The sequence below is a fragment of the Magnetococcales bacterium genome, assembly GCA_015231925.1.
GTDB lineage: Bacteria > Pseudomonadota > Magnetococcia > Magnetococcales > JADGAQ01 > JADGAQ01.
Map to the genome: position 1 here is coordinate 1 of JADGAQ010000044.1, position 25,787 is coordinate 25,787.

Annotated in this window: 14 protein-coding genes; 6 read left to right on the plus strand and 8 right to left on the minus strand. The window is 57.1% G+C overall.

What is annotated here, in order from left to right; translation table 11 throughout:
* Positions 1–524 precede the first annotated feature (524 nt).
* From HQL56_07080 to polA, 4 genes are all read right to left on the minus strand, one after another.
* On the minus strand, positions 525–4,283 hold the full coding sequence (locus tag HQL56_07080; GenBank protein ID MBF0309274.1) for a putative Ig domain-containing protein: 3,759 nt from the start codon (positions 4,281–4,283) through the stop codon (positions 525–527).
* Between the two features lie 263 nt (positions 4,284–4,546).
* Entirely contained in the window at positions 4,547–6,796 is a 2,250-nt protein-coding gene (mshL, locus tag HQL56_07085; protein MBF0309275.1) for a pilus (MSHA type) biogenesis protein MshL, read from the minus strand.
* 133 nt (positions 6,797–6,929) lie between these two features.
* The gene (locus tag HQL56_07090) at positions 6,930–7,616 is read right to left on the minus strand and encodes a leucyl/phenylalanyl-tRNA--protein transferase (protein ID MBF0309276.1); all 687 of its coding nucleotides are present in this window, start codon (positions 7,614–7,616) and stop codon (positions 6,930–6,932) included.
* Positions 7,617–7,942: 326 nt separating this feature from the next.
* A complete protein-coding gene (gene polA, locus HQL56_07095) occupies positions 7,943–10,675 on the minus strand; it encodes a DNA polymerase I (protein ID MBF0309277.1) in 2,733 nt (910 codons plus the stop codon).
* Here polA and HQL56_07100 point away from each other — a divergent pair.
* From HQL56_07100 to HQL56_07110, 3 genes are read left to right on the plus strand one after another with little or no spacing between them, the layout of a single operon-like run.
* Positions 10,674–11,096, plus strand: coding sequence for a DUF2782 domain-containing protein (locus tag HQL56_07100; GenBank protein MBF0309278.1), 423 nt, complete (start codon positions 10,674–10,676; stop codon positions 11,094–11,096). The genes polA and HQL56_07100 overlap by 2 nt on opposite strands.
* On the plus strand, positions 11,097–12,245 hold the full coding sequence (locus tag HQL56_07105) for an MFS transporter (GenBank protein MBF0309279.1): 1,149 nt from the start codon (positions 11,097–11,099) through the stop codon (positions 12,243–12,245). It abuts the gene before it with no gap.
* Positions 12,246–12,250: 5 nt separating this feature from the next.
* On the plus strand, positions 12,251–13,330 hold the full coding sequence (locus tag HQL56_07110; protein ID MBF0309280.1) for a hypothetical protein: 1,080 nt from the start codon (positions 12,251–12,253) through the stop codon (positions 13,328–13,330).
* 264 nt (positions 13,331–13,594) lie between these two features.
* On the opposite strand, the gene HQL56_07115 is transcribed toward HQL56_07110, so the two are convergent.
* The 4 genes from HQL56_07115 to HQL56_07130 all read right to left on the minus strand — a co-directional run bounded on the left by HQL56_07115 (position 13,595) and on the right by HQL56_07130 (position 20,826).
* Positions 13,595–19,426 (minus strand): hypothetical protein, encoded by a 5,832-nt coding sequence (locus HQL56_07115; protein ID MBF0309281.1) that lies wholly within the window; start codon positions 19,424–19,426, stop codon positions 13,595–13,597.
* 1 nt (position 19,427) lies between these two features.
* Positions 19,428–19,982, minus strand: a complete 555-nt coding sequence (locus tag HQL56_07120; protein ID MBF0309282.1) for a hypothetical protein — start codon at positions 19,980–19,982, stop codon at positions 19,428–19,430.
* A gap of 70 nt (positions 19,983–20,052) precedes the next feature.
* Positions 20,053–20,271, minus strand: coding sequence for a hypothetical protein (locus HQL56_07125; protein ID MBF0309283.1), 219 nt, complete (start codon positions 20,269–20,271; stop codon positions 20,053–20,055).
* A 30-nt stretch (positions 20,272–20,301) separates the two neighbouring features.
* Positions 20,302–20,826 carry a hypothetical protein gene (locus tag HQL56_07130; GenBank protein MBF0309284.1) on the minus strand — a complete coding sequence of 175 codons (525 nt, stop codon included), beginning with the start codon at positions 20,824–20,826 and terminating at the stop codon, positions 20,302–20,304.
* A 1,311-nt stretch (positions 20,827–22,137) separates the two neighbouring features.
* On the opposite strand from HQL56_07130, the gene HQL56_07135 reads away from it, so the two are divergent.
* The 3 genes from HQL56_07135 to HQL56_07145 are packed head-to-tail and all read left to right on the plus strand — an operon-like array spanning position 22,138 to position 25,527.
* Entirely contained in the window at positions 22,138–22,356 is a 219-nt protein-coding gene (locus HQL56_07135; protein MBF0309285.1) for a hypothetical protein, read from the plus strand.
* Positions 22,353–24,596, plus strand: coding sequence for an AAA family ATPase (locus HQL56_07140; protein ID MBF0309286.1), 2,244 nt, complete (start codon positions 22,353–22,355; stop codon positions 24,594–24,596). Before HQL56_07135 ends, HQL56_07140 begins: the two co-directional genes overlap by 4 nt.
* 1 nt (position 24,597) lies before the next feature.
* Complete coding sequence (locus tag HQL56_07145; GenBank protein MBF0309287.1) at positions 24,598–25,527, plus strand: phosphate ABC transporter substrate-binding protein; 930 nt, start codon at positions 24,598–24,600, stop codon at positions 25,525–25,527.
* Positions 25,528–25,787: the final 260 nt, after the last annotated feature.

The window sequence follows — 25,787 nt, forward strand, 5'->3', positions numbered from 1 at the left end:
ATGATGGTCCCCAGACCCCTGCAATAATGCAAAAATGAAACAGAAACGGAATAACCCTGCGGGGAGCGGAATATCTATTCAGTCATACGGGGGTTCGTGGGGGGATTATCCCCCCCGACGGGATTCGGGGCAGCGCCCCGAGGTGTTGACCTGGCCTTTAGCGGGTCGAGGCCAACAGGAAAGATGCCCAACCCGGAACCGCTCCGGAGCCTATGCTTTCCTCGACCCACCGGAGGGGGTCGAAGCGTTTCCTAGGGCGTGTTGACATTCACCATCTTTCGGCCCCTGGCCGCGTTGCAATCCGGTTCGGAATGCTCATGTAGGCGAGCTACACTCCGCTTCCTCACCGTCTTGCGCCTTGCCAGGAACCAAAATCTGGCAAATGTCAACACGCCCTAAGATTGTGCAAATTGATCGAGTTGGTGCGCTTTTCTTCAGGGCTTCGACCCGCTACGTCAACGTCAAAACCTCTGGGCGCTGCCCCGAACCCCGCCGGGGGGGATAATTCCCCCCGGACCCCCGTATTACTGCACCGTCGCATTCGCCCCAGCCCCCGGCGTCACCGTCACCCCCCCCGCATGCAGATTGATCGACGAAATCGGCAAGCTCTCCCCCAAAAAGTGCGCGATTGGCACTAAAGTGACCACCGCTTGACTGGGATTGCGGTTACTCGACCCAGTGAAGAATCGGAGCCCTGAGCCGTCGAACGTCCCCCGGATCTGATTGTACCGATTCATCAAATCTTCCAGGGTAAAGGTGTAGTTGGGAAGATAGGAGGCCTCATGCAACACATCCAGATAGGAACGGGCCGGGTCGAACCCCAGACTGGTTCCCGATATCACCGGAGTCACTCGCAATCGCACACTGGCCGCATAATCGCTATTGAACCCGGTAAGCCCCCCCAACATGGCATCGAAGGTGGTCCCGGAAGCGGAGTCTCCCCCCTGCAACGAAGTCGGCAGACGGGAATATATGGCATCCAGAAGCCCCACCTTCCCCGTCAGGGTAATGACCGTTGGCTGGAGATCCACCTGGAAACGCTGGAGAATATCCGCCAGAGAATGGCTGAACCCACCGCCCGGGGACATCTGCTGATCCGCCTTGAGCAGCAACAGCGTGGTGATGTCCGCCGTATTCAGTTCGGCAACCTGTCCTTTTTTCAGCTTGTCCCGCAAGGTGGAGATGACCTGATGGGCATTGGAGCGAATCGACGACGACGAAGGCACATTGCCGGGCAGTTGGTCGGTACCGGAAAAGCGCACCACGCTGATGCGAAAATCTTTGCTGAAGCTGCGGCCATTGCCATTTAAATCGGTTACCCGAACGGTCACCTGATGGGTGTTGGAGGTTCCGTCGAATTGGGCCAACGCCGCCGGGTCGGCGACAACCAACTGACTTCCGGAAGCCCCACCGATGGCGAACCGCCCCTGGGCACTGCCGAAAGGGGCCACGAGATCGTAGAGATAGGGGCCGCTGTTGTCGGGGTCGATGCTGCTCAAGGAACCCACCACCGCCCCCTGTTCACTGTCGATACCAACCCAGTTGTTGGAGAGTTCCAGATTCGAGGGTGCCTGATTGGCGGAAACATAGGTCAGGGCGAAACTCCCACTCGCCGTGCCCCCATGACCATCGTTGGCCGTCACGGCCAGGGTCAGAGTTCCTCCATCAAAAGGAGCTGTGGAGAGACTGCCGGTAAAGGTCCGGGTGGCTGGTGCGAACGCGATCCAGGCTGGCAAGGCCGCCCCACTCCCCTGAGCCGCCGTATAGGTCAGAGCATCCCCGTCCGCGTCGTTGAAGGTATTGGCGGGAACCTGGAAACTCGCCGTTCCGCTACCGCTCCAGTTTTGATTGGTGAGAGGATTGGCCACCGTCGGCACGTCGTTGGCGGCAGAGACCGACAGGGTGAAGGAGTTGGAAACGGTTCCGCCTTTGCCATCATCCACACTCACCTTGAGGGTGACGTTGCCGACACTGGCGGAGGGATTTCCGGAAAAGGTGCGGGTGGCCGGGATGAAGGAGAGCCATGCGGGCAAGGGCGAACCATCCCCCAAGGTGGCGGCATAGGTCAAGGTGTCGCCGTCCGGGTCGCTGAAGGTGTTGACGGGAACCTGGAAGGTCTTGTTGCCGCTGCCGCTCCAGGATTGGTTGGCGATGGCGCCGGCCACTACCGGAGCCCGATTGGTTGCCGACGAGGTGGCGCTGGTCTGTCCCGGCTTGATCGCGCTGCCACCCGAGGAACCGGATGACTTGGGAGTCGTGGATGGAGAGGACGGAGACGAAATACCCGGTATGGGTGTCGCTGGCGAGGAAACCGAGGAAGGAGCGGTCGGAACGGAAGCCGGCGGCGCGGTGGGTTGCGAAATGGCGGGCTGAGAGGGAGGGGCCTCCGCCGCCGGGGGAGGGGCCGCCAGCACTGCGGGCTGGTAGCTCTCGGCCATGTTTTTGACCACTCCGCCGAACAGTTCCGACACCGATTTGGTCGAACCCTCCTGAATGGCGCTCTGCACCTGATTCACAGCGGAATCGACCACATTCTGCATGGTTTGGGAAAAAATCGGATCGTTAACCAAAATGGGCCGGGTCAGCAAGGCGTCCACGGAAGCGTAGTTGATCAGAGCGGTCATCTGGTCCTTGAGCATCAGATAATCCGTCACACTCCGGGCTTGATCGGGGGTGCCCATATTGGACTGGATGATTTGCTCCATTTCGGCTTTCAGCACCGCCCGTTCTTCGTTCTGCTGGGAAATCAGATCGATGGCGGTTTCAACCTTGTCCGCCGGCAACAAGGCGCTGAGTTCCTTTCGGGTGGCTTCCGTTGCGCCATTCATTTCCGAAAGGACACTTCCCAGGATCTCCGCCGCCCTATTCAATTCTGCTTCGGTAGCCGAAGGAACCTCCGCCGACAGCTTGGCTTTGACCTCCTGAGGGGTCAAATTGAGCTGTGATTCCGCAAGGGAGACGGCTTTGTTCAGCAGATCGGAGCTTTTGATCTCTTCCTTGAGGCTCTGCACACCGGCGGCTTCCAGGGCGGTGAGTTTCTCCTGCAAGACCTTGGAGGTCTCCTGGGTGGCTGCGACCTGATTGGCGTCTCCCAGATTCTTTTGCAGCTCCTGGCTGAATTTCGCTTCGAGACCGGCCTTTTTGTCGCGGAACTGTCCCTCCAGTTCCGAAACCTTTTGCATGACTTCCGGGTTCAGGGCAAAATTGCCTTCGATCTTGTCCACCTGATCCTGAATCTTTTGAGCCTGAACTTGTTTTTCCACCGCATCCTTCACCGATTTTTCGGTGGTTTCCCATTCCGTGCGTTCCACCAGTTTGTCCAAGGTTTTGGCAACGATGGCCTCGGCTTCCTGCTGGGTTTTGGCCAGACCGCTGTCCAGAAGGGACTTGGCTGCGCTGGAAGCCATCTGTTTCACGGCCTGCTCGGACATCTTGCGCGGCACCGCCACCGAGATTTCGGCCCGGTTCACCTCCGTGGAGGTGGCGTTACGCGGGGCTTCCGGGGAATTGGTGGGGGAATTGGCGGTCGTGGTTTGAAAGGGTTTGTCCATCATGACTTCGCCGGAGCCGTTGCTCACGGTGATGATGGGGTTCAAAGCCATGGCATTCAGGGTGGGAGGGGTACTCTCATCCCCCTGGGAAGGAACCACCTCACCCCACATGGTGGAACCCCGGACACCCATGGTGGCCACGGGGGTGGCGACATGGAAAGGCTGCTCCTTCACCTTGGCCAGTCCGCCGGAGGTGGCCTTGAAGAAACCGCGGGTCACTTCCAGCAGACCCTTGCCACTCTCCTTTTCCGCAGAAAAGTGGTATTCCTTGATCTTGAACTCGGTATCCTCACCCAGGGCGATGATGGCCTGGTCCACCATTTTCAACACCAGCCGGGCCTTTTGGCCGGTGGTGATGCGCTCTCCGGGAAAAACCTTGTCGCCCACCCCCAGAACCCGCCGATTTTCAGTTCCCTGAGAAAAAGCCAATCCCCTGATTTTGGTCACCTCCCCCGCCGGAGTGGAGGTGCTGGCCGAAAGCGCGGCGGGAGTAACCTTCCCGGCGGGCGACGCCTCCTGAACGGCCGGTGCGGGAGCGGAACTCTCCCTGGCCGGTGCGCCGGGCTGTTCGGCCGCCGTCGCAGGTTGGGCTGCCGGTTTGGCGGGAGCGGAAAGGGGTGCCGCCGGGGGAGTCGGGGAAACCGGCTCTTTCCGGGTCAGCAGAAATCCGCCGCCGGCCAGCAGAACGACGATCAGGGCAATCAACCATTTCTTGGCAAGTAGGCCTTGCATGAAGGGAATCCTCGAAAGCCAGGAAGTGGGAAAAGAGGCTCGCAAGGATTATAGTGGCAAGTGAGGCTTTTTGTCTCTCATTCTTTAGTGATGGAGACCATATCACCCGGATGGGGGATCAAAATGGAATCCGGGGGAGCAATGCTCCCCCGGGACGCTGGCGTCTGACCGATAAATCAGCCGACAGCACGGAAGATCCTGGGAGACGCGCTGACAGGATCTCCTCGACAGGTCGCGATCGGGCCGCGATGGCCACGAAGCGACTACTGAGTGAAGGTGGGCATTCCCCCGTCCAGTGCGGCGCCCGGTCCGGGAGCGGCCTCCTGAGGCTGTTGCACGATGGAAGGTTCCGCAGACAGCGGGGCCGTCGTGGGGGTGATCAGCATCGGCTGTCGCATATCGTTCTGCTGAGCCGAGGTGAAGTCGAGAATCGCCGAGGTACCACCCGGAGCCGCTGCCGCCGCACCCGTGGGAGGCGGATTCACCATCAGGGCGCCACCTGCGGGACCGGGGTTGACGATGCTCCCACCCATCGGGGCCGCGCTCGAACTCATGGCGGGCGGTTGGTAGGGACGGTACTCCTCCATCGGAGGCAGGGAGGCTGCCGGAGCCGCGCCCGGATCCGCCGTCGAATTGCCGCCGCCCACGATGACGCCGTTGCTGCTGCTGTTGCTGCGGGTGGCCATGAAGGTGGTCGGCGTCTTGGGCCGTCCGTCGGCAATGACCACCGGGCGGATGAAGATGACCAGCTCCGTCTTGGTGACCGTATCATCCCGATACTGAAACATCTTGCCCAGCAGGGGAATTTGCGAAACCAGCGGCACGGACGAGTTGTTGTTGTTGAACTTGTCCTGCATCAATCCACCCATGACCGCCACCTGGCCGCTGTTGACCCGCAACACCGACTCCATCTCCTTCACCTGGATTTCCGGAATGAGGTTCTCCAGCTTTTCGAAGGTGGTGGTTCCGGTTTGCCGGATCAGGTGGGGGTTCGGGTCGGAAACCCACCGGCTGATGTTGGAGATGGTGGGCCGCACGTTGAGGGTGACCACGTCTTCCGAGCTGATCTGGGGGGTCACGCTCATGACCAGACCCACGGGAACCGTATGCACCTCGGTGTTGATCAAAGCGGTGGTGTCCGTACCGCCCTGGGAGTTGGAAGTGGCCCCCGCCGTGGCTTTGACGGTGAAGAAGACCCGGTTGTTGACCACCTTCAGGATGGAGGTCTGGTTGTTCAGCGCCATGATCTTCGGGCTGGACAGAACCTTGGCATCGCCGAAGCGGGACAAAGCCCGAATGGTGGCCGTGACGTTCCCTTGACTGGTTCCGGTGGTCAGGGGCAGGGAGAAGAAGGGCAGATTGGCAATGCTGCTGGGCACCCCCTCTCCGGAAAAGAGTCCCAGGGAGTTGGAGACCAGATTGCCGGTCAACCGTTGATTGCCCGCCTTGCTGATGCTGGCCCAGTCCACGCCCTCCTGGAACTGGTCGTTGAGGGAGACCTCCACCACCGTCGATTCGATCAGCACCTGACGATGCACGTTGCCCATGGTGGAATCGAGCAAGGCCTGAATGCGTTCGTGTTGCCGGGCGGTGGCGTAGATGGTGATGAGGCCGGCTTCCTGGTTGACCGAGACCACGCCGATACGGTTCGGCGAGTTACCCCCTGCCGCATTGTTCCCTCCCCCCACGACCCCCGCTTGGGGAGGCAATCCGGGAATGGCCGCGCCCACTCCCGGCAGGGCGGGCAGACTTCCACCGGTGGCAACCACCGCATTCTGCCCGTTGCGCTCGTCGGCGTTCAGAATGGCGTTCACGTTGGCCAACATGGAGGCCCAGAACTGGTTTTCACTCTTGGAGGTCAAGGTGGTTTCCGACTGATTCGAATCGCCAAAACCGGTATTCTCCGGATTCTTGGCATCGAAGGGCTTGGCGGTGGAAAGCTGTGTGGACACCTTGTTGGAGCTGGTCGAGGTGCGGGCCACGTTGACGTAATCCACCTGATAGATCTTCAGGAAGGCCACATCGGGAGCCACGGTGATGACATGGTCGCTGATTTCGTAACGCAGATTGATCTGCCGCGCGATGCGATCCAGAATCTGGGGCAGTGTCTGATCCACCACGTTGAGAGTCACCAAACCGTCGATGCCGGGATAGACATCGATATTCATGTTGGCATCCCGGGCCAGGGTGAAGAGCAGATCCTTCACCGGGTGGTTGGTGACGGTAATGGTGTAGACCTCGTTACCGTTTTCCGCCCCGCTGGCGCCATCGACCGGCGGCAGGGAGATGTTCTGCTGCTCCCGGGGCACGGCGGGCATCTTGGCTACCGGCGGCGGCAGTGTCGGATTGAGAAAGTGTTGCTTTGACGGCTGTATGTTGGATTGGGCACATCCCGTCAACACCAAACCCAGGCCGCAAAGTCCGATACCCATCCACCGGGCCAGGGCTCCGGCCCCAATGGCAGACTGCGTGGCCCCGGAGGGCGGAAAATGGGCGGTCGCATTCCAGCGCATGTTCTTCACCGTTCCTTCTGAAAGTCCCCTGATGGCCGAAAATCGGCCATGACGGAGCGTCTCTTCCCCCACAGGAAGCCAAAGAGACGATCCTGGCAGAAGTAGTGAAGCAATTATCTCGCCAAAATGGGGATCAGGTGGCGGCTGACCAATCGGGGGCCGGCAGGGCCAGAGCCTCCCGGAGTTGCCGCAGAAAATCGGGACGGGGAATCTCCCTGGCGCCGAAGCGGGCCAGGTGGTCGGTGTTCATCTGGCAGTCGATGAGGCGGTAGCCGAGGGTCTGCAAATGGTCGGCCAAGGTGACGAAGGCTGCTTTGGAGGCTTCGGAGACCCGATGGAACATCGACTCGCCGAAGAATACCCCTCCCAAAGCCACCCCGTAGAGCCCACCGGCCAGTTGCGGCGGGTCGCCGGGCAGCCAGGCCTCCACCGAGTGGGCAAAACCCTGCCGGTGCAGGCGGATATAGGCCTGGGCCATCTCCGCCGTGATCCAGGTGCCCTCCCCCTGCTGCCGCACCGTAGCGCAGGCGTGAATCACCTCGTCAAAAGCCTGATCGAAGGTGATGCGAAAGGGGGAACGGCGCAGAAACTTCTCCAGACTGCGGGGTCGGTGCAACGCAGCGGGAACGAGAACCATGCGCGGGTCCGGAGACCACCACAGGATCGGTTGTCCCTCAGAATACCAGGGAAAGATGCCTTGGGAATAGGCCGACAGCAATCGCTTTACCGACAAATCCCCGCCCACCGCCAAAAGGCCGTTCTCTTCCGCCAACTCCACCGGCGGAAAGAGCGGCTCCGGGGAAAGTCGGAATACCGGCATGGCATCACTACCTTTTCGGGATTTTGTTTGGAGAAGCCCGGACCAAGATTTCCTTTTAATATTTTATCTTTTAAATATCAAAAAAAGAAAATGTTCAGTCCTTTGACTCGTTTCTTATAGAAGTAACTATTCAGACCCTTGCACGGTGCAGCATGATCGTGTCAACGGCGAAAGGAAAAGTCCCAGGGCGCTGCCCTGGACCCGTCGGGGGGGATAATCCCCCCCCGAACCCCCGTATATCCGAACAGATGCAAAAACAGACAACGTCAAAGGATAGAACATTTCCTTTTTTTGATACTTAAAAGATAAAATATTGAAAGGCAAAATCAGTGCGCCTCGGCCCAGTGGTCGCCGATGCCCAAATCAACCTTCAACGGAACCGTCAGGGACCACACCCCCTCCATGGCCTCCCGCACCAGCGGCTGCACCACCTCCAGTTCCGCCTCCGGCACCTCCAGCACCAACTCGTCATGGACCTGCAACACCATGCGACTGGCCAAACCCTCCTGCCGCAAGCGCCGATGCAGCCGGATCATGGCCAGCTTGATCAGATCGGAAGCCGAACCCTGCAACGGCGCATTGATGGCCGTGCGCTCCGCCACCTCCCGCAGATTGCGATTGGAAGCATCCAGATCCCGAATGAAACAGCGCCGCCCCATGATGGTTTCCACATAACCCTGACTGCGAGCCAGATCCTTGGTGGAATCCATGAACTCCCGAACCCCCTGATAGCGGGCAAAATAGCGATTCATGAACTCCCGGGCTTCGAAAACATCCACTTCCAGCCGCTTGGCCAAACCGAAAACGCTCATGCCGTAGACCAGACCGAAGTTGATGGTCTTGGCGGCCCGGCGTTGATCGGAAGTCACCCGCTCCACCGTCACACCGAAGAGATCCGCCGCCGTGGCCGAATGGATGTCCTGCCCCAGACGAAAGGCCTCCAGCAACCGGGGAATCCCCCCCAAATGGGCCAGAAGACGCAATTCGATCTGGTTGTAGTCGGCGCAAAGCAGCTTCCAGCCGGGCGGCGCCACAAAAGCCTCGCGAATGCGACGACCATCTTCCGAACGGATGGGAATATTCTGCAGATTGGGTTCCGAGGAGGAGAGACGCCCCGTCAGGGTCACCGCCTGATTGAAGCTGGTGTGCAGTCGCCCGCTTTCGGGATGGATCAGGGTTTGCAGCGCATCGGTATAGGTGTTCTGCAACTTGGTCAGGCTGCGATAGTCCAACACCTGCTCGGCAATGGGATGACCCTGCTCCGCCAGCCGGTTCAATACCGTGGCATCGGTGGAAAAACCGGTCTTGGTGCGCTTGCTGCCCTTCAGCCCCAACTGATCGGCGGCGAAGAGAATCTCCCCCAACTGCTGGGTGGAGTTGATGTTGAACTCCCGCCCCGCCGAGAGATAAATCTGCTTTTCCAGCTCCTCCCGCCGCTTTTGGAAGTGTTCGGAGAGACCGGCCAGCACACCACGATCCACCAGAGCCCCGGTGGCCTCCAGATCGGCCAGTACCGGCACCAGCGGCAACTCCACCTCCCGGTAAAGTTTCACCAGAGAGGGATAACGGTTCAGGTGCGCTTCCAACCGGTCCGCCGCCTGCCAGGCCACCTCGGCATCTTCGCAGGCATAAGGGGCGGCCTGTTCCAGCGGCACTTCGTCGAAAGTGCGCTGCTTGCGACCGCTGCCCGTCACCTCCTTGAAGGTGATGGTGGTGCGCCCCAACTCTTCGGAGGCGATGGTGTCGAGGTTGTGGCGACGCTGCACATTGTAAAGCAGATAGGAGTAGAGCATGGCGTCCCGGCGAATGCCCGCCAGACGGATACCGTAACGTCCGAAGACCACCTGCTCGTATTTGAGGTTCTGGCCGGTTTTGGCGATCTCTTCCGCCTCCAGCAACGGCTTGAGATCGGCCAGCACCCGGTCGCGATCGAGCTGTCCCTCCGGGGCGGCCTCGGCGGTGTGTCCCACCGGCAGATACCAGGCCTCTCCCGCCCGCCAGGCGATGGAAATGCCCACCAGCTCTGCGCGGGTGGGATCGGCGGAAGTGGTTTCGGTATCCACGGCAAAGGCCTTGCGCTGCCGCAGTTGTTGCAGAAACGCCTGGAACTCCGACTGGGTGATCACGCAATGATAACTCAGGGTGGTCGGAGGCACAGCGGAAGGCTCTTCGACAGGGGGCGCGGCCTCGGGTTGGGACGGGGGTTGCCGCTCCAGCTCCCGCAGCAGGGAGGAGAGTTCCATCTCCTGATACAGCGCCTTCAGCCTCGGCAGATCAATCGGACCACGCAACAGTTGCGAGGGTTGAACCTCCATGGGCACCGCACAGTCGATGATGGCCAGCTTGCGGGAGAGACGGGCCTGTTCCGCCTGGCTTTCGAGCTGCTCCCGACGTTTGGGCTGGGAAATCTCCCGGGTGCGGGCCAGCAAGGACTCCACATCGCCGAACTGGCGGATCAACAAGGCCGCCGTCTTCTCGCCGATGCCCGCCACGCCGGGAATGTTGTCCGAAGCATCCCCCGCCAGGCCGATGACCTCCACCACCTTGTCCGGTCCCACCCCCCAGCGGGCCACGACCCCCTCCTCCTCGATCCACACCTCCTTCATGGTATCGAGCAGGCGGATATTCGGCCCCACCAGTTGCATCAGATCCTTGTCCCCGGTCACAATGGCCACGCGGCAACCGGCGTCGCGCATGCGACAGGCCAGGGTGCCCAATACGTCGTCCGCCTCGAAACCTTCCCTTTCGAACTGGGGAATGTTATAGGCCCCCACCATCTCCTTGATGACGGGAATCTGCACCCGCAATTCGTCCGGCATGGGTTTGCGGGTGGCCTTGTATTGTGGGAAGAGCTGGTGACGAAAGGTGGGGACACGGGTATCGTAGATCACCGCCAGATAGTCGGGGTGGTGTTCATCCACCAGCCGCTGCAACATCTTCATGAACCCGTAGACCGCATTGGTGGGAAACCCGTCCCGGCGGTTCAGGTTGCGAATGGCGTGAAAGGCCCGGTAATAGTATCCGGAGCCGTCGATGAGAAAGCATTGGGGTTCGGACATGGTCGAAAGCATAATCCAGGATCGTCGCGGACGCCACCCATGGCGGATGATTCTCCCCTTCTGCCTCTTTTTCCTCTCCCTGCCACCGGGCATGAGCCAGGAGACGGACTTTCCCCCCGCCTGGCAACCCCCCTCCTTTCAGGGCAGGCTGGTCACCCGCTTCAACGAATCCTCTCCGGACGGCGCTCCCATGGAAATCCGCCTCTTCGAAAACGATGCGGGCGATCAGTTGCGCGAGTTTTCCATCGGAGGCCGCGCCTTTCTGATCGAGGTCTCGCCCGTCCGGGATGGCGAGGAGGAGTATCACCTCGTGGACCTGGACGGCGACGGGCGCTTCGAGGAGCGTCGCACCGGTCTGGCCCTGCAGTTGACCGTCCCCCACTGGGCCTTGCATCTGGCGCCCCCCCGCGAGACGCCCTGAATGCCCCACTACTTGGCGCTTTCGGCCTTCTACGGCCTCTTTTTCGCCGCGCTGGGCGTCTGGCTGCCCTTCTGGCCCCTCTATCTCAAGGAGATCGGCTTCGAAGCCCAGGCCATCGGCTTGGCCGCCGCTCTGGGCCAGGGCATCAAAGTCCTGGGCCCGCCGCTCTGGGGTCATCTGGCGGATCGCGGCTCCCGTCACCGGGTGACGGTTTTCACCTCGTTTGCCACCCTCCTGGCTTTTGTGCCCTTCTTCTTCATGGACAACTCCCTCCCCTTCCTGTTGATCGCCATCGCTTTCTACAATTTCTTTCATTCCAGTCCCATGATTCTGGTGGAAGCAACCACCATGGAAGTCGTGGAACGGGAAGGGTGGAACTACGGACGCATTCGCCTCTGGGGTTCCCTGGGTTTCATCGTCTGCTCCAACACCATGGGATGGGTGGTGGGATGGTGGGGCTTGTCCTCCCTGCTGTGGACCATGCTCCTTCTGTTGGGCAGCCATGCCCTGCTCTCCCTGTTTCTGCCGCGCCCGACCCGGCATCCGCCTTCGGGAACCCATCCCCCCGGCAGTGGTCTGTTTCACCGTCCGGGGGTGCGCTGGTTCTATCTCTCCACCCTGTTCATGCAGTTTTCCCACGGGGCCTATTACGGCTTCATGTCGCTGCATCTGGCGGCCAACGGCTACTCCCCCACCGCCATCGGCGCTCTTTGGGGCGTGGGGGTGGTTGCGGAAGTGGTGTTGCTGATCTACGCCCGAGACCTTGTGGCCCGTCTGGGCGTGGGCCGTCTGCTCTCCTTTTCGCTGCTGATGGCCGTCTTGCGGTGGGGTCTCTTCAGCCTGACCGTCTCCTGGCCCGGTCTGGTGCTGGGTCAACTGCTGCACGCCTTCACCTTTGGCGCTTTCCATGTTTCGGGAGTGCGGCGCACCTTCGAGATGGCCCCGCTGCACAGTCGCACCACGGCGCAAACCTGGTATTCCGCCTTCTCCTACGGCCTGGGTGGCGGCCTGGGCCTGATGCTGGCGGGGCAACTCTTCTCCCTGGGATCGACCCTGTTGTTCGGCGTCATGGCTGCCGCTGCATCGTTGGGCTGGCTGGCCAGTCAACGCTCCATCCACTGTTTTGCCCAGGAACCGCTCAAGGAGTGAGCCTGATGAACACCATTCCCTGCCAGGTGCGTGTGGCGCGACAGGATCTGATGGCCATGATCCGTCTGGCCCGTTGCCTCTTCCGGCTGGCGCGCCATCCCCGGTATATCGCCTTGCGACAGGAGAGCATGCCGCGCGTGGCCCATGGTCCGGGAGCCGGCCAGGCCCTGCTCATGGGCTACGATTTTCATCTGAGCCCCGACGGTCCCCGGCTCATCGAGGTCAACACCAATGCGGGCGGGGCGCTGTTGGCCTGTCGGGCCCAATTCGGCGCGAGCTTCGGCAAGGCGCCGGTGCGTTTCCGCTCCGCCCTGCTCCAGGAGCTGTCCGAGGCGGGCCTTTCACCGGCTCACGGGCCGGTGCGTCTGCTGGTCATGGACGAGAATCCCCCCGGCCAGTTCCTTTACGAGGAGATGGCCTTGGCGGTGGATCTTTTCCGGCAATGGGGGCTGGAGGCCGATTGCGCCGATCCCGTGGCCTTGCAAGCCGACGCGGAGGGGGTTTTCTGGCGGGGGGAGCCGGTTCACGCCCTTTACAACCGACATTGTGACTTCTATCTGGAAGAGGCTGCCCTGCAGGGGGTACGCGCCGCCTGGCTGGCGGGCAAGGTGCATTTGAGCCCGGATCCGAGGGCTTACGGGCTGTTGTCGGACAAACGCTGCCTGACCGTGTGGAGCGATGCGGGCGTGTTGCAGGAGCTGGGTCTGTCGGCGGAAGAAGCGGCCTGGGTGGCGGAACGGGTGCCGAAAACCGTATTGATGGCCAACATGGATGCAGAGTCGCTGTGGCGGGAGCGCCGCCACTGGGTGTTCAAACCGGTGCAGGCTTACGGCAGCCGGGGGGTGGTTTTGGGGGATTCCATCTCCCGTTCGCGTTTTCAGGCGTTGGATCCGGCCACCACCCTGGCGCAGCGTTTTGTGCCGCCGACGCTCACCCGGCAGGGGGAGGAGGTGCGCAAGACCGATTTTCGTCTTTTCGTCTGGCGGGAGAAGATTTTGGGCCTGGCCGCCCGAATCTACCGTGGCCAGGTGACCAATTTCCGCGAGCCGGGCAGTGGCTATGCGCGGGTGTGCCTGGCACGATAGCTGCCTTTCAATATTTTTCCTTTAAAGTAGCAAAAAAAGGAAATGTTCTGTCCGTTTTCTTTTGACTTTCAAATAGCATATAAAATTCTTATTTTATAAATATACCAATAACAGAATAGTCAAAGGACAGAACACTTTCTTTTTTACTTTCTAAAGGATAAAATATTAAAAGGATTCAGAGACTTGGTCTCGGGAGTTTGGCGACTCCCTCAAAAAAGTCTGAGGGGAAAGCAGGACTCCCCCCTCAGACTCAAAAGTAAAACCTTATGATGCCAGTTGCCAATGAGCCGCCAGAACTACCATTGCCTCTTCCGGACGCTGCTGCACCGCATCCCGCCAGGACAAACCGCCCTGGTCCACACCAAAGGTGGCCATGGCTTGAATGATTTGATCCACCATACTGCTTACCAGCACATCGCCGGCACCCGTGTGAATCTCCTCCACCCGTCGTGAGCTGTCGGAGCCCCATCCCGAGAGGGTCACCTGATCCCCCGCACCGTAATCCACCAGAAGATCATCGCCCTGCCGGGCCAAAACCACGTCGGTCACCCCGATGCCCGCATCAAAGACGATACGATCCACCTGTCCGCTCACCCCGCTCTGCTCTTCGAGGCGGTCCACCCCATCACCGCGCCCGAAGAGATAATTGTCCCCGTATCGAGTTCCACGCAGCAGATCGTTGCCGCTACCTCCCCGGTAGGTATTATTCCAACTGTTAGCATCCAGGGAACCCGATACACCCCCCAGAGTGTCATCCCCCGCCCCTCCGATCAGGGTATCCCGTCCCCAACCACCGTCCAGAATGTCGTTGCCCGCACCTCCATCCAGCAGATCGTCACCATCCTTGCCGGATAAGGAATCGTTTCCGTCCAGCCCGTAGAGGATATCCGCCGTATTATCGTACCCGGTCAGCGTATCGTTGCCCTCGCCCCCCCATCGGGTGTTCCCCAGAAGGTCAAGGGCGGTGGCGTCCAAAAACGTTCCATCCGCGAAGGTAAACCGCTCCATGCGGTAAAAAGGAGTGCCGAACCACTCTTCGATGGTGATATGGCCCGCCAATCCAGGATTGCCCGCATCGCCCACTGTCACCACAAGATGGTTGCCGCTACGGCCGAATGTCAAATCGGAGGCCAAAATGCCAGCCCCGAACACCAGTTGATCCATTTTTCCGGTAGCGTAATTATCCAGATCGAAGATGACATCATCTCCATCTCCACGGTCGTATAGATAGGTGTCACTTCCTCCGCGTCCCACAAGCCGGTCGTTACCAAGACCGCCACGAAAACTGTTGCTGTAACCGCTTGCCGTGTTGTCACTGGCCGATTGGATTTGCAGCAGATCGTTGCCCTCACCTCCCAGGAACGTATTATTGGACGAATACCCCGAGGTCACGATGTCGTCACCGGCTCCACCAAGCAGGATGTTGGTACCGCTGCCGGAATCGGTGATGGTGTCGTTACCGTCGCCGCCGTCGATGGTGTCGCTACCGTTACTGTCGGTGATGGTGTCGTTCCCCGACAATCCCGCAATGACGTTGTTATCCTCCCACCCCGCCAGAACGTCGCCTCCCGCCGTTCCCGTAAGCGTCGTGGCCAGGGTATGCACCTCCACGCCGGAAAGAGACGTTCCATCGGCAAACTGGAATTGTTCCAGACGATAAGCGGCATCGCTGTTGAACCAGTTTTCGATGGTCACACTTCCGCCGCCAACCACTCCCGACTTCACGGCAATCACCAGATCCAGCCCCGTTTTTCCGTAGCTCAAGTCGGTCATGGCGATGCCGTTGCCAAAAATCACCTTGTCACTCTTTCCGGTTGGCAAGGGATTGTAATCGTAGATCCGATCATCCCCACCCCCAAAGTCGTAATGGTAGGTATCGGCTCCGTATCCGGCAACCATGCGATCGTTGCCGAGTCCACCGCAGAACGTATTGGCAAAATTGGCCGAACCGGCATAGGTCACATTCTGGATTTTCAGCAGATCGTTGCCCTCACCCCCCTCCAGGGTATTGTTCCCGGCATAACTGAAGGTGATGGTGTCATCCCCGGAACCCCCAAGCAGCGTGTTGGCGCCACTGCCATAATCAGAGATGGTGTCGTTGCCGTCTCCGCCATCGATGATGTCACTGCCACCGGAATTGTCGGTGATGGTGTCGTTGCCACCCAACCCCAGAATGGCATCATCCAGCGCCGTTCCGTACAAAGTGTCGTTTCCGGCAGTGCCGACGATGCGTTTGGAAAGAACCTCCACTTCCTCTTTACTCAGACTGCTGCCATCGGCAAATTGGAAGGTCTCGATACGATAACTGTCGGCAGAAAACCACTCCTGAACGGAGATACCGCCCGTCGGGTTGCCCACCGCATCCCGAATGCTGGCGTTAAGGGTATTGCCATTTTTGGAAAAAACCACATCCGCCAGAGAAATGCCCGCCCCGAACACAACCCGGTCTATCTTGTCCGAATTGGCTCCACCCGAGTCCCAAATCGCGTCAAAACCGTCACCCGGATCGTAATAATAGGTATCCGCGCCTCCCCGGCCGTACATGACATCGGAACCGGTTCCTCCACGAAAGATGGCGCCAAAACCAGAATTCGACCCGTAGGTTGTCGAATCCAATTTCATCACATCGTTGCCCGCACCGCCTTCCAGGGTGTTGGAGGCATAATAGCTGGCGCGGATGGTGTCGTTGCCGTCGCCGCCACGAAGGATGTTGGTGCCCTCGTAATTATCGATGATGGTATCGTCTCCGTCCCCACCATCGATGGTGTCGCTGCCACCGTTGTCGGTGATGTTGTCGTTGCCGGCCAATCCCAGGATGGTTTCGTCCAGGTTGCTGCCCCACAGTGCATCAATGCCCGCCGTGCCAACGATGCGCATGGCCAGAGCTTGTAACTCCTCCTTGCTCAGACTGCTGCCATCGGCAAACTGGAAAGTCTCGATACGGTAGCTGTCGCTGGTAAACCATTCCTGAACGGAAATCCTGCCCGTCTGGTTACCCGACGCATCCATAATACCAGCGTAGAGATTGTTACCATTTCGGGTAATGGCCACATCCGCCAGAGAGATGCCCACCCCGAACATGACCCGGTCGATCTTGTCCGAATTGGCTCCACCCGAGTCCCAAATCGCGTCAAAACCGTCACCCGGATCGTAATAATAGGTATCCGCTCCGCCCCGGCCGTACATGACATCGGAACCGGTTCCACCCCGGAAGGTGGACCCAATAATGGGTTGGGACTGGGAATCGGTGGAATCCAGCCTCATCACGTCATTGCCTTCACCCCCCTCCAGAGTGTTGGCTGAATAATAGCTGGCACTGATGGTATCGTTGCCGCTGCCGCCACGCAGGATGTTGGTCCCGAAATAGCGGTCGGTGATGGCATCGTCTCCATCCCCTCCGTCGATGGTGTCACTGCCGCCGTTGTCGGTGATGTTGTCGTTGCCCGCCAGTCCCAAGATGGTTTCATCCAGGTTGCTGCCCCACAATGCATCGATGCCCGCCGTGCCAACGATGCGCATGGCCAGAGCTTGGGCTTCTTCCTTGGTCAGGACGCTTCCGTCGGCAAACAAAAACGTCTCGATCTGATATTCGGATCCAGAAAACCAATCCTGAATGAAAATCGAGCCCGACGGACCGCCGGAGGCATCGGTTATGGTGGCTTGCAGGTGGTTCCCGCCACGGGTAAACACCACATCCGCCAGTGAAATACCCTCTCCGAAAACAACCGTGTCCTCCTTGGCTGCAAGAAGGCAATCGTTGTCCCGGAGGGTATCGTTCCCGTCGCCAAGATCATAGAAGTAGATATCCATACCGCTTAGCCCGTACAACCGGTCCGATCCAGTACCACCGTGAAACGCATTGACGTAATTGGCGCTATATCGATAGGCATCGTTGGTCCCGTCGATAGAGATCACGTCATCCCCGGAGCCGCCGTCCAGAGTGTTGTCCGCCTCATCGCCGGCTGCACATCCCACACTGAGGGTATCGTTCCCCTCCCCACCAAACAGCCCGTTGCCACCTTTCCCCCGATCCGTCAAAATATCGTTCCCCGCTCCGCCGACGAGAACATCGTTGCCACCATGGATATCCACCAGGGTATCGTTGCCTTCTCCCCCATCCAGGATATCGTCTCCACCTTGCCCATCCAGCGTATCGTTGCCTGCCTTGCCTGCCAGAACATCATTCTTCTGGCTGCCCGTAAGGGTATTGTCCCCAAGAGTTCCCACTAGCAGATTATTGCGATCATCTCCTTGAAGATGCATTTCCCCGGCACCGGCAAGACCCACCGTCCAACTGTTAAGCTCCTCCCGGAATCCCTCCATATCGGGAGCGGCATTGATCTGGTTCAGCAGGAATTGAATCGCGCTCCAGCCATTTGTAGCAAGCCACGTCTGTCCGGCAGCACTGATGAATTCCACCAAATCGATCAACCCTTGCCGAGAATCGGCGGCAATAGACTGTTGAAACGATGCTTCCAGAGTAGCCGGATTCAATAGCCAAGTCTGTTCCTCTTCCAGATAATAGTAACTACCGTTCAGAATTACGGTATAGTTGCTAAGACGAGAAGTGAGGACCAAAGACTCGTATACGTCCCCCTTCAGACGATCATAGGCCAGGGAAATGGCCGAGATTTGATTTGCTTGCAAGGCAATATTGATTGTAGAATTTGCCGTACTGCCATACCCACTCGGAAACTGTGGCAATGCCTGCCCATTGGAACCTCCGAAGACAAAGCCCACAAACCGTTCCACTACGCCCAGTTTGGTCAAAAAGGCATCGTATTCGAGCGTTCCGGCGGTCAGACCCTGCAAAAAGTAGGTTACTGTCACACCCTTTTCAGCAGCCTGATCACGCATCGAGCCAAAATCCGAGGTATTGGCCCAACGTTTGACGAACTCGTCCAACCGGTCAATCTGGGCTTGCCGGGTGGTTTGAGCCATGTAATCAGTCACCCAATCCCCCAAAGCTGGAGAGAGACTGACAGCTTCGGAGAGATCCCTTACTCTTCCCGATCCCGCCAAGTTGGGAAGACTCAAAGCCTGTTCTGTCAGGGGAATGGTATCGGGATACTCCCGGTAAAACGTATTGATGGGCAGATTCAAATTGGCTGCGGCATCGGCATCCACGACAACCGCACCTGTAGCATCTGCACGGGTGACGCTTCCCTGGGCGCTGACGATGATATTGTTGCCGAGATTGGTATTACTGGCGGTTGCCTGCAAACCAATGCTTTGAATGCCGAGTTCCGACAGAGTGAAAAGTTCACCGGTATCGCTGACACCATCCTGATTCAGATCGCGCCAGATGCGCAAGTTGGCAAACACCTCGTCCCCGCTGGTGATGACACCATCCTGGTTGCTGTCCTGCTCCCGAAGGGCGGAAAACCCGTCTGGTGCATTGAACCCATTGGTTAACACGGTGTTGTTGCCAAAAAGTTCCAGGCCACTGTCGATGGTGCCGTTACCGTTGCGGTCCAGAACCAACCACCCGTCGTCGGATTTTACCCAGCCTGTTCCATTGGAAAGGCCGTCGCCATCGTGATCGAAGAAAATTGGGTCATCCAAATAGGTGCCAGATGTGGTTTCCAAACCATCTCCATCAAGATCAATAGCAACAGGATCCAGCCATCTCTGACTAATGGTACCAAGCAGTCCGGTGGCGTAGGTTTCCGTGCTAATCGCCATTCTTTTGATTGTATCACCGAACTTTGAAATGGACTCTTGCATTCTATCAAAGATAGTATGATAGGTCGCTTGCTCCAGCGATGAGTAATTGATGTTTGGGTGATTTGCCTTTACAAAATTCTTGTAAGACTCCTCTGCTAGGTTACCAGCAAGTAGCCCAGCCCCAATTCCTATAATATTTACAAGTACTGGTGCTCCCAATTTTAATAGCAACCCAAAACCAACTACATTCGCACCAACTATACCACCAACTACTGCACCAAACATTGCGGCATACACATTTAATGACATGCCATTTTTTTCCAGTTGTTTTTCAGCATTAAACAAAATTTGAAGGCTATTTGCGAAACTAGACACTTCATCAAAAAATCTATTAGTTATTCTTATGATGGCACTAAAGATATTTGGCATTTTATCTCCCCCTCTTCCTTGTGCTGGCGGATGGTGTAACTATATAAGATATTGTTATTACGATTACATATAAGCTGTTGTAGGTTAGCATAGGTGCTGCAATTGTAACCATCTGAATCGCCGTTATTGTTGAATATTTAAATTTCATATAATTAGCATCAAGCTTTATAAAACAGAAATAATATAGAGCCACAGAAATACTTAATAATATAACCGCACCAAGAAACTTAATTAATTCAACTCGTTTCCCATATGGATATAGCTTTTTAGCAACATTACTCATTTTTACGATTATATATAAGTTTATCATAATTGAATACACATGAGTGACAGGAATAATTTTATCTATATTATTCACAATGCCATATGAATAGCTCCTCCATTGGTCGATATAGTCTCCGTAAATTCTGTCGATACTATATATATATGACTGAGAGATACTAAATTCTGGCAACAAACTAACTGAAAAATAAAAAATAAGATACCAGATTATGGATATTACGCTTACCTTGTCAACGTCTCCTCTTATTCGATTTTCCATTTCATCGCTGATCATCTTGCCTCTCTCCAACACCGATTTGACCCTTGACCCACTCCATAACCGACCAAGCATCAAGACAAGCCCTTCAAACTTCTCTGTTATCCTGACACTCTAAATAAACAAAATTCGCCGCGACCGCTCCTCCCACTGCAACACCAAACATAGCCGCATACATATTTAAAGAATTTCCATTCTTTTCCAGCTGTTTTTCTGCATCATATGTAAACTCCCCAACATTTGAAAAGCCCATCGCCCGATCGATAAATTTCCAGAGTCGCGCAATCGTATTCGGAATGCTGATCATGCTTCCCCCCTATCAACTCGTCTATGTTGTTTACCTAAGCAGTTCTAAATAAACAATTCTCACGATTGACCCCCCAAAAAAACATATAACAACTGGGAACATAATAACCACTACCTGACGCACTAATATATATGTATATTTATTGACCATACGTTCTGAACCAACCTCCCCAAACAAAATAAAATAATATGCACCAATCCACATACTCATCACCATAAACAACCCGACCACTTTTGATAACTCAAACTTATTTCCTTTCGGGTATTGGTTTGTAATGATTTTTTTATAATCTGGTATTGTTAAGCAGCAATTTCCGATTGCAACAATGTGGGTAAAAGGGATAATAATATCAATATTATTTACCAATTCTTCCGAAGTATGCCGCCAATCTGATATATATGATCCATATATTGAATTTAATAATAAAAGATAATTATTTGCTAATTCAATATTAGGAATTTTATCTAGAATAATAAATACTATTAGATAACAGATAAGCAGCATTAGATGGAACCGGTCAATATCGCTATATGTTTGATTCGGGATCCAAATCACTCACTTTTTCCTCTGTAGTTCTACTTTGTCACATTCAATTCCGTGGGCCTTGGTCATTTCGCCCACCGGGTCGTCGCATCTGGCCCTCCTGATGAGCAACTGGTTGCAAAGATTCATTAATTCCCGGATCTGTCCGAATGTCCTGACCGGTTTGGCCCCTATGATGGTCAAGAGCCAAGGACGATGCCCCGCAAACAGGACCAACCGATTGTTGGCCCCTCAAAGAGGTCTTTTCGCTATCATTGAAGGCAGGTAGGATGCCAAACGGCCTCATGGTTACTCCAGACCAGACTCTCCCCCCACATCAACGGCCCGACAGGCAACATAGAGAACAGCAGAATATTGCCTGAAAGGCTAAATTTTGTGAGCCCCCGACAAAGCCGGGCAATTATCCTCTGGATTTAGAAGTGAGTTTCTACAATCCCCTTTACATTGTCAAGGTCAACCATCAACGGGTTTCGTTAATTTTTCATATTATCTCTTTCTACTATTCCTATAGTTAATAACATAAGGTTATTAATCTGTAAATATTCTTTTTAGATACAGTATATTCCTTATAGATAATTTTATAGATCATTCCTCGATCATAAACTATTTAAGTCACAAATGAGCCACCGCCCACCAAATCCATTTCACCCTGCCATGACACGCTGTTAAGCCTTCTGTGCAATCTGTCCGATCATTTCCACAGGTTCCGCACAGTTTTTTGGACCAATCCCCGATGAACCGATCCCAAACAGGTGCCATGTCCTGCCGGCATTTTCCTCAACCGCCTGTTACCACTCACCACCCTCTCTTCACTGTCCAACCCCCGGCGAGCATTCTGGTCGTTCCAGCGCCAATTTAAATGACGATTGGCGTTGGAACGACCCATGGCAGGTTCGCTCTTGAGCCCTCCATTTCGGAGGAGATTCCTGAAATGGGGTACTCAAGAGCGAGCCTGAATGGACAAAGATAAGGGGGTCAATTGCAAAACTGCGAAGAAACGGGTCGGGACGATCTAAATGAACATCAAAGGAAACGTCAAAGAATAGAACATTTTCTTTTTTTGATTTCTAAAAGATAACACATTGAAAGTCAAAAGATTTAAAATATGTCCCTGTTTGGCTTCCGGAGTTTTGAACTCCCTTAAAGGACAAATCCCAGGGCACCGCACCCATCAGAGGAGATAATCCCTCCTCCATCGCAATCGCTTTTCGACCGGAATCCGAACGCCCCATCCCCAGGCAACGGTTGTCCCTGCCCGGTTCAGCGTGTATACAGGTAGGGTTGGATTACGCTCCCTTCGTGGCCCCCGCCAAGAGGATTCCCATGACCGTCATCCCCTCCGATCTGCCGGCTCCCGCAGTGCTTCTGGAAGAGGCTTTCCAGACCAAGGATCCCCTCAAGGCCTTTTTGGCCTTCAGTCAGGATGAAGTGCGCCGCATCGCCGAAACCGACGACCAGTTCGACGCCTCCATCTACGCCGAAGCCATCCTGCTGGTCGAAAAACGGCTGCCCGAACTGATGGGACGACGGAGGAAAGGATGATCATTCGTCATCTGAAAGCCGAAAACCTCTTTAAATACCGTCACCTGGAGCTGACCGGCCTGCCCGCGCGGGGTCGCATCGCCATCACCGGCAACAACGAATCCGGCAAGTCCGCCATCGCAGAAATCCTCTGCCTCGGTCTCTTCGGACGCACCTGCGCCCTGGAAGCCCGTCACATCGCCAAAGCCATCCGCTGGGGCCAGCCCAACGGTTCCCTGCAGCTCGGATTTACCGGGAAAGACGGCCTCTCCTACGAGGTGGTGCGCTATTTCGACAGCACCGGGCAACATCGCGCCCGCATCAATCGCCAGGGCGAGGACGAGCCCCTGGCCAAAGGGCCGGAAGCGGTCGACGAGATCATCTGGCAAGCTGCGGGCTACTCGTTTCAACAATATGTCGATGCCTTCTACCTGGCCCAAAAACCCGGCAACCAACGCCACGCCCACAGCGACACCATCAAGGCCCTGGCCGGTATCGATGCCCTGGAATGGCTGGCCGACGATTTCGCCGTGGAAATCACCACCCTGGAAGGCGATATCGCCGCCCTCAAACCCCGGCAGGAAGAACTGGAACAGCAGATACACCAGCTCGGCATCGATACCGCCCTGCTGCCCCGTCTGCAAGCCGAACGAAACCGCTTGAACACCTCCCTGCTCGCCACGGACGAGGAACAACGCCGCTGGCGCCGTTTTCTGGAAGAGCTGCCCAAAGCCGCCAATCCCATCATCGCCTCCGCCAAAGCCCTGAGCCTCTTTACCACCAACCACCCCACCGCCTCCTGGCAGGATGCGCTGCAGCGACTGGAAGGCTCCTTCTCCGCTTTGACCACCGTCTGCCATTCCAGTCAGGTGGAGATGGAAGGCGACCCTTTGGCCGGGCTGCGCCACTGGCTGGAGGATACGCGGAATCGGCTGCACGGCCTGGAACGACTGAAAAATCAGGCGCTTCAAGCCGTGGAGCCGATGCGCCACTGGCTGGAGAATCGTTCCGTAGCGGACGGTACACCCGGATTGGAAGAGGAGATCTCCTCCCTGCAACGGCAGGAGCGCCTCGTCTGGCGTAAACGCAGCCTGAGTCGCCTGGTCATGGCACTTGCGGGGCTGACGGCCATGGCCGGATGGGGCCTTTGGGCCACGTTGACCTTTCTGGGCGACAACCCGCTGGGTCAAACCCTGCATAAATCACTCGCCACGCTGCTGCCCGAGGCCCTGCTACCCGTGCTGCTGCCCATGCTGGCCAGTTTGCCGACCGTGCTGGCCCTGGTCTTCGGGGTGGCGGCCACCCGGCAGGATCGTCTGGCCAGGGAGTTGGGACTTAGTCTGCAAGCCCTCTCGGCGCGGGAACGGGAGGAACGCAAACGCCTGCGTCAGGTGGAACAAGCCCTGGATGCACCTCCTGCCGCCGCAATCGAAGGGCTGCTGGCCTGGAACGAGGCCCCGTGGATCGAGGCTTTGCAACAATGGCTCGGCACCGATGGCGCACCCTTCGCCTCCACGGAGGCCATGCAGGCTCATCTCACCGAATTGACGCGCCTTACCGGCCACTTCGCCACCGAGGTCGACACCTGCCGCAACGATGCCACCGATCTGTTGACCGAAGCCCAAAGCCGCTTGCAGACGCTTTCCGGAGAATTGGGGCAGATTGAACAAGCCATTCTTCTTGAGGAAAACCGTCTGGCAACCGATAGTCAACTCAAGGAGCAGTTGCAAGCCTGCAAAGAGGAGGTTAACACCAATCGGAGGCAGATCCGGCTGCGGCAGGTGGCTCGCGAACTGATGGCGGGAGCAGGGCGCAGTCTGGGCGCCCACTTCAATCAGGAGTTGCGGCGTTTCATCTCGCAAATCGCCCCGGTTTTTACCGACAACCGGTACCACCATCTGCACATCGACCGGGATATGCGGGTGCAGGCCTTCTCCAACGAGAAGAACGACTTTATCGCCATGGACGAGATTTCCACCGGAGTGCAGCAGCAGCTCATGCTGGCGGTACGCATGGCGCTGGCCCAGGCCCTGGTGGCCCGCGCCGTCCAGGGCCCCCAGTTCATGGTGCTGGATGAACCGTTCGCCTTTTTCGACCGGCAACGATTTCGTCAGTCCCTGGGATCCTTGTTGGAAATCGGCGGTCCAATCTCTCAGATATGGGTGATTGCTCAGGAGTTCGACGCGGACCTGACCTTCGCGTTCAATATGAGCATTCCCTGCCGTCTCGCGGAAGATCAACTTGGCGTGGCAGGAGCGTGAGGTGAGCATGACCCATGGCAGCACCAGCCGAACCCGGGGCACGCCTCGGTTGACTTTCGCCCGATTGCTGGCGGTTGCGCTGATCTTTCCGGTTTCCCTTGCCGTTCATGCCGAAGAGACCACGGGCTTGCGCATCAAGGGCTCTGAAAGCATGTTGCGTGTGGCCCAGGCCTGGACTTCGGTCTATCAAAGCCAGGTGGAGCCGGTTCCCTTCTGGGTGCAAGGAGGTGGATCCGGACGCGGCATCTCGGCGTTGATCAACGGCCACGCTCAAATCGCTACCCTCTCCCGGGTCATGGAACCCCGGGAATCGCGCCTGGCCCAGCGCCGCTTTCAGGACAAACCGCGCCTTTATCAGGTGGGTTGGGACGGTTTGGGCATCGTGGTGCATACCGCCAATCCTTTGAAAGAGCTGTCCCTCGAAGAGGTTCGGGAAATCTTCGGGCAACAGGGTCGACTGCGGGAGTGGTCGGCTCTGCATCAGAAGATCGAGGGCTGTCCCGGCGGCAAGATTCAGGTGTATGCCCGCACCGCCCACTCGGGCAGCCAGCATGTCTTCCTGGACAAGGTTTTTCGGGAAAGAGAGCGGCTGCGCACCGAGAGCATTTTACTCGACTCTCCGGAGGAGGTTCTGGCGCGGGTGGCCATGGATCCCTGCGGGGTGGCCTTTGCCAGCATGAATGCCCGGGATACGGGGGTTCGCATGGTTTGCCTGCGCGCCACGCCCAGTAAATCCTGTTTTCTGCCCGACCCGGCCCATGTGATTTCCGGCGAATACCCGTTGACCCGACCTCTCTATCTGATGACCCAGCCGCAGGAACCGCCCATCGTGGCGCGTTTTATCGACTGGACCCTCTCGGAGGCCGGTCAGGCCATTCTCTCTCGCAACGGTTTTACGCCTCTGGCGGCCGTTGAGGCAAAAAAGCATTGACACGCTGCTCAAATCCCCTTTATACCGCGTCTACTTTGGAACGTGTAATTTTTCTGTATCTGTTCAGGTATAATTCCGTTTCTGTTTCATTTTTGCATTATTGCAGGGGTCTGGGGACCATCATGGTCCCCAGCAGGGGTTTGGGGACGGAGTCCCCAATGTGTTGTCTTTGACTTATTTTTGTTCTTTTATTCCCCTGGAAGGAGAGCCTTTCAGGGGAATAAAAGAACAAGAGAAAACCAAAAACAGAACCTTGGAGG

Coding starts and splice junctions, on each gene's coding strand:
- polA (MBF0309277.1), bottom strand. CDS start 10,675: ATGTCCGAACCCCAATGCTTTCTCATCGACGGCTCCGGATACTATTAC.
- HQL56_07080 (MBF0309274.1), bottom strand. CDS start 4,283: ATGCAAGGCCTACTTGCCAAGAAATGGTTGATTGCCCTGATCGTCGTT.
- HQL56_07090 (MBF0309276.1), bottom strand. CDS start 7,616: ATGCCGGTATTCCGACTTTCCCCGGAGCCGCTCTTTCCGCCGGTGGAG.
- HQL56_07120 (MBF0309282.1), bottom strand. CDS start 19,982: ATGATCAGCGATGAAATGGAAAATCGAATAAGAGGAGACGTTGACAAG.
- HQL56_07125 (MBF0309283.1), bottom strand. CDS start 20,271: ATGATCAGCATTCCGAATACGATTGCGCGACTCTGGAAATTTATCGAT.
- HQL56_07140 (MBF0309286.1), top strand. CDS start 22,353: ATGATCATTCGTCATCTGAAAGCCGAAAACCTCTTTAAATACCGTCAC.
- HQL56_07105 (MBF0309279.1), top strand. CDS start 11,097: ATGCCCCACTACTTGGCGCTTTCGGCCTTCTACGGCCTCTTTTTCGCC.
- HQL56_07115 (MBF0309281.1), bottom strand. CDS start 19,426: ATGCCAAATATCTTTAGTGCCATCATAAGAATAACTAATAGATTTTTT.
- mshL (MBF0309275.1), bottom strand. CDS start 6,796: ATGCGCTGGAATGCGACCGCCCATTTTCCGCCCTCCGGGGCCACGCAG.
- HQL56_07135 (MBF0309285.1), top strand. CDS start 22,138: ATGACCGTCATCCCCTCCGATCTGCCGGCTCCCGCAGTGCTTCTGGAA.
- HQL56_07110 (MBF0309280.1), top strand. CDS start 12,251: ATGAACACCATTCCCTGCCAGGTGCGTGTGGCGCGACAGGATCTGATG.
- HQL56_07100 (MBF0309278.1), top strand. CDS start 10,674: ATGGTCGAAAGCATAATCCAGGATCGTCGCGGACGCCACCCATGGCGG.